Genomic DNA, 10,323 nt, shown 5'->3' with positions numbered 1-10,323 from the left:
CGCCCGCCGAGCGGAGGCTGCACGAGATCGACTACGCGGACGGCGCCCGCCTCGCCCGCACCTTCGAGACCGCCTCCGAGGCGCGCACGTCGACTTCGGCTCCCACCGCGCTCTCGCGGGCGTCGATCTCGACGTCGCCGCGGGCTCGCTCACTGCGATCGCCGGGCCGAACGGCGCCGGCAAGTCGACGCTGCTGGAGGTGATCGCCGGAGTGCGTCCTCTGACGTCCGGCACGCGGGACGTCACCGGAGCGATCGCCTTCGTGCCGCAGCGGGCGTCGATCCCGGACCGGCTCCCGGTGACGGTGCGCGACGTGGTGGCGGTGGGGACCTGGGGCCGGCTCGGCCGCCTCCGCCGCAGCGACGCGCGCGCAGCGGACGCGATCGCCACCGCGCTCGACCGGATGGAGATCGCCGCGCTCGCCCGGGAGCCCTTCGCGGTGCTCTCCGGCGGTCAGCGGCAGCGGGCGCTCCTCGCCCAGGGGCTCGCCCGCGGGGCTGACCTGCTGCTCCTCGACGAGCCCACCACCGGCCTCGACTCGGCGAGTGCGGAGCGGATCCGGTCGGTCCTGCGCGCGGAGGCGGACCGCGGCGCGACCGTGGTCAGCGTCTCGCACGACCCCGCCGTGCTGGCCGACGCCGACCGCGTCGTCGGACTCGTCGACGGGGCTCTCGCTCCGGCGGTGTAGCGGCCCGGTCGCCGACTCGCGGGCCTCGGGCTGGGAGGATGGGGGGATGACCTCGACGCTGCTCGACCGGATGCCGACGCCCGACGCGGACGGGCGCGTCGACGACGACGCGGTCTACCTGGCCTTCACCGAGTGGGCGGAGTCGCGCGGCCTCCCGCTCTACCCGGCGCAGGACGAGTCCATGCTCGAGATCGCCTCCGGGGCGAACCTGATCCTCTCGACGCCCACCGGCACCGGCAAGTCGCTCGTCGCGATCGGCGCGCACGCCGCGGCGCTCGCCTCCGGGCGCCGCAGCTTCTACACCGCGCCGATCAAGGCGCTCGTCTCCGAGAAGTTCTTCGCGCTGGTCGACGTCTTCGGCGCCTCCAACGTCGGGATGGTCACCGGCGACTCCTCGGTGAACGCCGACGCGCCGATCATCTGCTGCACGGCCGAGATCCTCGCGAACCTGGCGCTCCGGCACGGCGAGGACACCCCGGTCGACCAGGTCGTGATGGACGAGTTCCACTTCTACGCGGACCCGGCGCGCGGCTGGGCCTGGCAGGTGCCGCTGCTCACCCTGCCGCACGTGCAGTTCGTGCTGATGTCGGCCACCCTCGGCGACGTGACGGCGCTCGCCGCCGACCTCAGCCGCCGCACGGGGCGGGAGACCGCCCGGGTCACCGGCGTCGAGCGCCCGGTGCCGCTGCACTACTTCTACGAGATCGCGCCGATCCACGACTCCATCGAGGAGCTGCTCTCGACGAACCAGTCGCCGGTCTACGTCGTGCACTTCTCCCAGGCGGCCGCTCTCGAGCGCGCACAGGCGCTCACCAGCGCGAACATCGCCACCCGGGAGCACCGCGACCGCATCGCCGAGGTGATCGGCGGCTTCCGGTTCACCACCGCGTTCGGCAAGACCCTCTCCCGCCTGCTCCGCCTGGGGATCGGCGTGCACCACGCCGGCATGCTGCCGAAGTACCGCCGGCTGGTCGAGCAGCTCGCCCAGCAGGGCATGCTGCGCGTGATCTGCGGCACGGACACCCTCGGCGTCGGCATCAACGTCCCCATCCGCACCGTTCTGCTCACGGCGCTGACCAAGTACGACGGCACCCGGACGCGCCAGCTCTCGGCCCGCGAGTTCCACCAGATCGCCGGCCGCGCCGGTCGCGCCGGCTACGACACCGCCGGGACCGTGGTCGTGCAGGCTCCCGAGCACGAGTCCGAGAACCGGAAGGCTCTCGACAAGATGGGCGACGACCCGAAGAAGCGGAGGAAGTGGGTCGCCAAGCGCGCGCCGCAGGGCTTCGTCAGCTGGGGGGAGCCGAGCTTCCGCAAGCTCGTCGACGCGGAGCCCGAGACGCTGACCTCGCACATGACGATCACCTCGGCGATGCTGCTGAACGTGATCGCCCGCGGCGGCGACGCCTACGCGAACGTGCACGCCCTGATCTTCGACAACCACGAGCCGTGGAAGCGGCAGCTGCAGATCGCCCGCCGGGCGCTGGGCATCTACCGGACGCTGCGGGAGGCGGGCGTGGTCGAGCAGAGCGTCGGCGCCGACGGCGTGACCCGCATCCGCCTGACCGTCGACCTGCAGCCGAACTTCGCGCTCAACCAGCCGCTCTCGCCGTTCGCGCTGGCCGTGTTCGACGTCCTCGACCCGGAGTCGCCGAGCTTCGCGCTCGACGTGATCTCGGTGCTCGAGGCGACCCTCGACGACCCGCGCCCGATCCTCGGGGCCCAGCAGTTCCAGGCCCGCGGCGAGGCCGTCGCCGCGATGAAGGCCGAGGGGATCGAGTACGAGGAGCGGATGGAGCTGCTCGAGTCCGTCACGCACCCCAAGCCGCTCGAGGAGCTCCTCGAGGCGACGTTCGAGACCTACACCGCCGCGCAGCCGTGGGTGAAGGACTTCGAGCTCTCGCCGAAGTCGGTCGTGCGCGACATGTACGAGCGGGCGATGTCCTTCGGCGAGTACACCGCCTTCTACAAGCTCTCCCGCTCGGAGGGACTGGTGCTGCGCTACCTGTCGGACGCGTTCCGCGCGGCTCGCCAGACCATCCCGGACGAACTCAAGAACGAGGAGCTGCACGACCTGATCGAGTGGCTGGGCGAGCTCGTGCGCCAGGTCGACTCCTCGCTGGTCGACGAGTGGGAGGAGCTGGTCAATCCGGCGCTCCACGCGGCGGACCAGGCGATCGTGCCGCCCGCTCCGCGCCGCCTCACCGCCAACCACCGAGCCTTCCGCGTGCTGGTGCGCAACGAGATGTTCCGCCGGGTGACCCTCGCCGCCCTCGACGACCACGAGGCGCTCGGCGAGCTCGACGCCGCCGCCGGCTTCGACGCCGACGCGTGGGGCGCCGCTCTGGACGACTACTACGACGAGCACGACAGCATCGGCATCGGGCCCGACGCCCGGGGGCCGAAGATGCTGCTCGTCACGGAGGAGCCGACGCAGTGGCTCGTGCGGCAGATCCTCGACGATCCGGCCGGCGACCACGACTGGGGGATCTCGGCGACCGTCGACCTCGCCGAGTCGGACGAGCAGGGTGCTGCCGTGGTCCGCGTCACCTCGGTCGGCCGCCTGGACTGATCAGCGGCCGCGCTTCTCCCGGCGCTGCATCTCGGCGGCGATGTCCGCCTCGGTGATCTCCTTGCGGGCGGGACCCCAGATCGACACGGCCTGGCCGACGACGCCGATCCCGATCCCGATCATCGGCCAGATCGGCCAGAAGTAGCCGTCGGCACCCGTGCCGACCCAGACGGCGGTCGTGATCGCCGAGACGCTCGCCCAACCGCCGACCGAGCCCAGGAAGTCGCGGCGCCGCTTGACCTCCCGCACGGCGAGAGCGCGCTCGGCGTCCTCGACGCGGGCGGGCTCCACCACCTCGCCGGAGGCGGCGGCCGGGACGGCCTCCGCGGACCGGTCTCGCCGGGCGGACGGATCCGGAGTTCCCCACTCGTTCGTCATGCGGCCAGCCTACGCAGGGGCCGTTCGCCGCGATACGCGGTCCATCCGGCGGACCGCTCAGGCGTGGACGAGGAACGAGCCGATCAGCGCGGACGCGGACTCGGCTTGGGCACCTGCGAGACGGGAGTGACGCGGAACGGTTTCGGGTTGGAGACGACCTGCTGGCCCTCCTTGACCTGGATCGGGCGAGACCGGGGCGGTGTCGGAACACGACTCGGCATGCTGTCCTCCTCACGTCGATGGAACACTGATGAGCAGATTCTCGCTCACGACGGTCCGAGGAGGAAGCGGCGGACGTGATACCCACCACAGTGACAGGCATTCTGATCCTGCTCGTGCTCCTTCTCCCGGGCTTCGTCTTCGTCACTTTCCGTGAACAGCATCGACCGACTCGACGTCTGTCGACGTTCCGCGAGACGAGCGTGGTCCTCGCGGCGACGACGGTCTCGTACGCCGTTCCGCTCCTTCTCGTGGTCTGCCTCGCCCTCCTCGTACCGCCGGCGCGCGCGGAGCTGGGCAGCGCACTGGTCGAGCCGCTCGACTACTGGCGCCTGCATCCCTTCCGGACCCTGGCGATGGGTGGGCTCGTCCTGGTCGTCGGGGCGACCGTCGCCGCGTTCCTGGGGTCGAGCAGGTCGGCGCTCCTCAGTGGAACCCGGGGTGGTTCGGCGTGGTGGGAGGTCTTCGGAACGGGGTCGACGCTCGCCGCCGGGACGGCGACGACACAGGTCACTGCGACACTCGAGGACGGCAGCGAGATCACCGGCGTCCTCCACTCCTGGAGCAGAGACGGCGAGGACGGCCCGGATCGGGACTTCGTGCTGGTCGATCCGCTCTGGATCCAGCCGCCGGGCCGATCGGAGGTGAGGCGGCTGGAAGCCGAGTCGATCGTCATCAGCGCTCGCCGCCTCCGCTACCTCTCCGCGCGGTACTTCGACGTCAAGGATGACGCGTCGGCGGGAGGAGACGAGCGTCGCGGCAGCGGTCCGAGCGGCCGCTGGACCGTCGTGGTCCTTGTCGCCGCGGTGCTCGGGGCGCTGGTGGCGCGCCGTTCCCGCAGTCGGTGACAGTCACGCGACGGACGGCTCGGGCTGGCAGTGCGGGCACCACCAGGTGCGGCGCTGCTCGGGGTCGTCGCGGACCTCCTCGCGGACGAGCACCGTCGTGCCGCAGCGCAGGCACGGGCGCCCGGCCCGCCCGGCGACCCAGTGCCGCTCGCCGCGGCGGGTGCCGCCGGTGGTGGTCTGGAACATCCCCGGGATCGTGACGGAGGCGCGGAGGCCTCTCGCCGCGGTCGCCACGAGGGCGCGGACGTCGAGGGAGCCGATCGGCCGCCAGGGCCAGGCGCCGCGGAGGAAGCAGACCTCGTTGGCCCAGAGGTTGCCGAGGCCCGCGAGGCAGCGCTGGTCGATGAGTGCGGCGACGACCGGCCGGTCCGGGAGGCGGGAGAGACGAGCGACGGCCTCGTCGGCGTCCCAGTCCGCGCGGAGCGGGTCGGGACCGAGGTGCCCGACGGCGCGCGGCTCGTCGCGGGTGGCGAGGAGTTCGACGACCGGGAGGTCGATGCCCCAGACGGTCGAGCCGTCGTCGAGGCGGAGGCGGACGCGGACGTCCTTCTGCACCGAGCGGGGGACCGCTCGGTGCAGAGCGGTCACGGTCCAGGAGCCCTGCATCCGCAGGTGGGTGTGCAGGGTCGATCCGCCGGAGAAGCGGGTGAGGAGGTGCTTGCCGTGGGTGTCGTGCTCGAGGATCCGCAGCCCGGCGAGGGAGGTGCCTGCCGCGTCCCCGGAGCGCAGCTCGCCCTCGAGGACGGTGCGACCGTCCGCCGCCCGCCTGAGGCGGGCGGCGAGACGGTGCACACTGTCTCCCTCGGGCATCCCCGAACTCTAGGAGCCGGAGCTCGTCGGGATCAGGGGTCGCGCGGGATCAGGCGCCGCGGTACGCCTGCTTGTAGACGCGCTCGGTGCCGTCGGGCGCGGTGACCTCGATGGTCGCCGTTCCGGCCTTGATCGGCGTGAAGACGGTCACGGTCTTCACCGTGAACGACTGGCCGGGCTTGACCGTCTTCTTCGTCTTGCTGCCGTAGGCGGTCGTGATCTCGATCGAGACCGTCTCCGGTCCGTTGTTCACCGCCGACACGGTCAGCGTCCGCACGACGGCGAGGCGCTTGGTGGAGGCGGTGGTCGCGACGTCGATGACCGTGACGGGCTCGGGCTCCGGGTCCGTCTGGGTCTCGGGCAGGTCGAGACCGACGACGACCGGGTCGTGGTCGCTGGAGCGGAACGCCGAGGTGTCGTAGAAGATCGTCGCGTTGTAGTCGTAGCGGCTGTACTCCAGTGCCACGGACTCGCCGCTGTTGATGTTCCAGGTGTCGACCCCGGTGACCGTCCTGTCGGCGGCGGGCGAGGCGAACACGTGGTCGAGCGAGCCGACCGCGCCGTCGAACGAGTACGAGTACTTGCCGTCCTTCGCGCCCTGGTCGATGTAGCCGGCGTCGGTGATCACCTTCACCGGGTCCTCCTTCGAGTAGGCGTTGAAGTCGCCCAGCAGGTAGACGAGCTCGGTGGCCTTCTCGGTGCGGAGGCGGTCGGCGAAGGCGACGAGGGCGGTCGCCTGCTTCACCCGCGAGGCGTTCGAGGCGCCCTGGCCGTCGCCCTGGTCGGCGTCCGCGCCGGATCCGGAGCCCTTCGACTTGAAGTGGTTCACGATCGCGACGAACTCGCTGGCGCTGTCGCCGAGGAGGCGGAACTCCTGGGCGAGGGGCTTGCGGGCGTTCGAGAAGTTCACCGTGTCGTTGAGCACGACGGACTCGCCGACCGGCTCGATGACGGCCTTCTTGTAGATGAAGGCGGTGCGGATGACGTCCTCGTCCGCGAGCGCGGGGAGCGCTGCGGGGGAGGGGACGTAGGCCCAGACCTCGGAGCCGGCCGCCGTGTTGAGCGCGGCGGTCAGGGTGGCGAGGGCCTCGTCGCGCGGCTTGCCGAACTTGGCCGAGTTCTCGATCTCCTCGAGCGAGACGACGCCCGCGCCGAGGGTGTTGATCGCGGTCACGATCTTGGCCTGCTGGCGCTCGAGGTCGTCGGCGTTCGCCGCTCCGCGGGCGTCGCAGCCGCTGTTGACGGTGACGGGGTCGCCGTCGCGGTCGGTGTAGAAGGTGCAGCCGGTGATCGAGTCGCCGGTGGTGGAGAAGTAGTTGAGCACGTTGAAGGACGCGATCGACAGGTCGCCGCCGACGGCCTCGGGCTTCGCGGTCCGGGTGTTCGCGAAGGTCGCGGGCTGCACGTCGCCGGCGTTCTCGACGGTCAGCTGCGTGGTGGGCTGGAAGGCCCAGCCGCCGTTGCGGTAGTCGAGGACGACGGGGCGGGCGAAGGTCGCCGGAGCACCGACGCGGATCGGCGCGGTCGGGGTGAGGTAGGGCAGCGGGATCGCCTTGTTCGCGGCAGCGCCGAGGAAGTTGATCGAGGCGCCGTCGTCGAGGGTGATCGCGCGGGCGGCGTTATCCGCGACGACGGCGGCGAGCTCCGGCGAGCCGGGGCGGGCGACCTCGGTCGGCGTGAGCAGCGGGGACGTGCCGGCGGCGAGGCCGATCGAGCCGAAGCTGTTCAGATCGAAGGTGTCGGTGACGGTGTAGGCGCCCTGCGGGGCGATCAGCATGCTCTCGAGCACCTCGCGCTCGGCGGGGGTGCGGGGGAGCGCGACAGCGGCCGGGACCGGCGCGGCGGCGGCGTCGAGCTTCACGACGGTCGCGGCCGAGGTCGGGGTGAGCTCGGTCAGGCCGTTGTACTCGCTCACCTCGCCGGTGATGCGCAGGTGGTCGCCGATCGCGACCGACCCGACGGAGGCGGAGGAGAAGACGAAGACGGCGTCGGAGGCCGTGCGCGAGCTCTCGCCGCCGGTGCCGGGGGTCTGGATGACGTAGCCGTTGTAGCCGCCGGACGGGTAGCGGGCGGTGACGACGCCGGAGGTGGTGACGGTGCTGCCGACGAGCGGCGACGAGTCGCCGGTCCCCTGGATCTCCGCGATCGAGACGGCCGGGATCTCGGCCGGCGGGGTCGTCGGCGGAGTGGTCGGCGGAGTCGTCGACGGCGGCGTGGTGGGCTCGGGCTCGGATCCTCCGCCCGCGGCCTGCGGGGTCGGTGCGCCGAGCGCGAAGTCGGCCGAGTTGACGTCGGTGTCGCCGGTGGCGGTGTCCGCGCGGGCGATGGTCTGGGTGAGCGAGGGGACCGTCGCGACGGACGACTCGAAGGTGTTCGAGGTGCCGTAGCCGACGAGGTCGATCACCGCGTCCGGCTGTGCGGAGGCGCCGGTGGGCGGCGCCACGAGCGCCGAGGTCCCCTCGACGAGGAAGAGGGTGCCGCCCGCGGCGGCCATGTTGAGGCCGTTCGCGCTCTGGTCGGGCGTCGGCAGGGCCGCGCCGTTGGTGCCGTTGCTGGCGCCGGCGAGCAGGAAGTGGCCGCCCGCGGGGACCGAGCCGGTGAGCGGCACGGTCGTGGTGGGGTTCGCCGTGCCGGTCGCGGAGCGGTACTGGATCGAGAGGCCGCCGAGGGCGATCTCGCCGGCGGTGGGGTTGTAGAGCTCCACGTAGCGGTTGCTGAACGCGGCGCCGGCGGAGCCTCCGCGGGCGAAGACCTCGCTGATGACGAGCTCGTCGCCCGAGGGTGCGGCTGTGGCGGAGGTCGCGACCAGCGGAGCGGCCGCGAGGGCCAGGCCGGTCAGGGCCGCCAGGCCGAGCCCGCGCCTCCGGCGGCGGTCGGGGGGGGTGGGAGAGTCGGGCATGGTGGTCCTCTCGATCGCCGCTCGGAAGAGCGGTCGCAGCGTCGTCGCCGCGCGGCGCGGCCGGTGCACCCCCGGAAGGGGCACGCATGGTCACGCTATGCAGTGCGGGTGCCCGGCCTGTGAACCGGACGTTTCATGAACGTAAACTCATCCACCGACATCGGGGCACGCGGGTGCCGCTCGCGGCGCGTTCGCGGCTTCGCGGGCCACACTCGTCGGATGATCTCCTTCGAGCTGGCCCGTGCCCTGCGCACGGCGGGCGTGCGCTGGACGCCCCGCACCGGTGACCGCTTCCGGATCGAGCGGGAGGGCTTCGACGGCGACGTCTTCACCGTCAGCGACATGACCATCGAGGCGCACGAGTATCCGAGCGGGACCGTCCTCGGCTTCAACGGCACCACGGAGTGGGCGCTCGACTCCGTCTCTCTGGAGGACTCGCTCTGGCTGCCGCGGGAGGACCAGCTGCGCGAGCTCCTCCGCGGGACCTTCCGCTCCCTCCGGCGCCTCGCGGAGCCGGAGGCGCGGTTCGCCGTCGAGGTCGAGCTCGGCGGGCGGGCGCGGACCTTCGAGGACGCGGCGGCCGAGAACGCCTACGCGGAGGCGCTGCTCGCGCTGGTCAGCTCGGTCGCGGTCGACCTCGACGACGTGGACGAGCTGGACGCGGCCGACGAGCCCGACCGGGCGGCCGAGCGGGCCTGAGGCTCCGTCCGTCCCGGAGCGGCCGCGCCAGGCGGGCCTAGGACGCCGCCTTCTCCGCCGCCGCGGTCTTCTTCGGGGTCCGCTTCTTCGCAGGCGCGTCGGCGCTCTTCTCCGTCTCGGACGTCGTTACCGCGGGCTTCTTCTTCGCGGCGGTCTTCGCAGGAGCCTTCGCCGCCGCCTTCTTCGGAGCCGTCTTCGTCGCGGCCTTCTTCTCGGCGGGCGCCTCCTCCGCCGGCGCGCCCTTCGCCCCGCGACTGCGCTCGACCGAGCGCTTGAGCGCCTCCATCAAGTCGAGCACCTCGCCGCCGCCGCCCTCCTCCTCCGGCGCCTCTCCGAAGGTCGCGGCGGTGTCGAGGGCGTCGCCCTGCTCGATCTTGGCGTCGATCAGCGTGCGCAGCTCCTCCTGGTACGCGTCGTGGAACTTCGCGGCGTCGAAGTCCTCGGAGTAGGAGTCGACCAGGTGCGCCGACATCTCGAGCTCGCGCGCCGCGATCCGGGTGCTGCCCTCCAGCGACGGGAACTCGACCTCCCGCACCTCGTCCGCCCAGAGGAGGGTCTGCAGCATCAGGAGCTTGCCGCGCACGCGCAGCGCCGCGAGGCGGGTCTTCTGCCGCAGCGCGAACTCGACGATCGCGGTGCGGTCGGTCTGCTCGAGGGTGCGGCGCAGCAGGACGTAGGCCTTGGGGGAGGAGGAGTCCGGCTCCAGGATGTAGGCGCGGTCGAACATGATCGGGTCGACCTGCTCGCTGGGCACGAACTGCACGACGTCGATCTCGCGGTCGCGCTCCTCCGGCAGCGCCTTCAGCTCGTCCTTGGACAGGACCACGGTGCGCTCGCCGTCGTCGTAGGCCTTGTCGATGTGGTCGAAGGTGACGACCTCGCCGCAGATCTCGCACTTGCGCTGGTACCGGATCCGCCCGCCGTCCTTGTCGTGGACCTGGTGCAGCGGGATGTCGTGGTCCTCGGTCGCGCTGTAGATCTTCACCGGCACGTTGACCAGGCCGAAGGTGATCGCGCCCTTCCAGATGGCTCGCATGCGCCCAGTGAACACCGTGTCCCCCGGCCGCCGGAAGCCCTGGCGGCCGCGAGGGAACCCCGGACCGCTCAGGGAGCCCGCTATACCGGGCGGTCTCGACGGTTCGGGGTTCCCTCAATGGGCGGACGAGGTGCGGGAGGTCGAGTTCCCGTCGCTGGAGGGCAGCACCCGGAT

Annotated in this window: 8 protein-coding genes; 4 read left to right on the top strand and 4 right to left on the bottom strand. The window is 72.0% G+C overall.

The window, feature by feature from the left end; genetic code table 11:
- On the top strand, positions 1-688 hold a 688-nt coding region (aztA, locus tag C5C24_RS16940; RefSeq protein WP_258065348.1), incomplete at its 5' end, for a zinc ABC transporter ATP-binding protein AztA.
- Positions 689-734: 46 nt separating this feature from the next.
- Positions 735-3,260, top strand: coding sequence for an RNA helicase (locus C5C24_RS16935; protein ID WP_104276363.1), 2,526 nt, complete (start codon positions 735-737; stop codon positions 3,258-3,260).
- Here the strand turns inward: C5C24_RS16935 and C5C24_RS16930 are convergent, their stop codons facing one another.
- Positions 3,261-3,638 (bottom strand): 2TM domain-containing protein, encoded by a 378-nt coding sequence (locus C5C24_RS16930; protein WP_104280799.1) that lies wholly within the window; start codon positions 3,636-3,638, stop codon positions 3,261-3,263.
- A gap of 311 nt (positions 3,639-3,949) precedes the next feature.
- On the opposite strand from C5C24_RS16930, the gene C5C24_RS16925 reads away from it, so the two are divergent.
- A complete protein-coding gene (locus C5C24_RS16925) occupies positions 3,950-4,705 on the top strand; it encodes a DUF6338 family protein (protein ID WP_104280798.1) in 756 nt (251 codons plus the stop codon).
- 3 nt (positions 4,706-4,708) lie between these two features.
- On the opposite strand, the gene C5C24_RS16920 is transcribed toward C5C24_RS16925, so the two are convergent.
- Positions 4,709-5,515, bottom strand: a complete 807-nt coding sequence (locus C5C24_RS16920; protein WP_104305525.1) for a DNA-formamidopyrimidine glycosylase family protein — start codon at positions 5,513-5,515, stop codon at positions 4,709-4,711.
- A gap of 49 nt (positions 5,516-5,564) precedes the next feature.
- A complete protein-coding gene (locus tag C5C24_RS16915; protein WP_104305524.1) occupies positions 5,565-8,414 on the bottom strand; it encodes an ExeM/NucH family extracellular endonuclease in 2,850 nt (949 codons plus the stop codon).
- Between the two features lie 219 nt (positions 8,415-8,633).
- On the opposite strand from C5C24_RS16915, the gene C5C24_RS16910 reads away from it, so the two are divergent.
- The gene (locus tag C5C24_RS16910; protein ID WP_244230665.1) at positions 8,634-9,113 is read left to right on the top strand and encodes a pilus assembly protein CpaE; all 480 of its coding nucleotides are present in this window, start codon (positions 8,634-8,636) and stop codon (positions 9,111-9,113) included.
- 37 nt (positions 9,114-9,150) lie between these two features.
- Here C5C24_RS16910 and C5C24_RS16905 read toward each other — a convergent pair whose 3' ends face one another.
- Positions 9,151-10,149 carry a Ku protein gene (locus tag C5C24_RS16905; RefSeq protein WP_104305523.1) on the bottom strand — a complete coding sequence of 333 codons (999 nt, stop codon included), beginning with the start codon at positions 10,147-10,149 and terminating at the stop codon, positions 9,151-9,153.
- Between the last annotated feature and the right edge of the window lie 174 nt (positions 10,150-10,323).

The organism is Rathayibacter sp. AY2B3 (genome assembly GCF_002931755.1).
GTDB lineage: Bacteria > Actinomycetota > Actinomycetes > Actinomycetales > Microbacteriaceae > Rathayibacter.
This window is presented reverse-complemented; position numbering and strand designations above follow the sequence as displayed.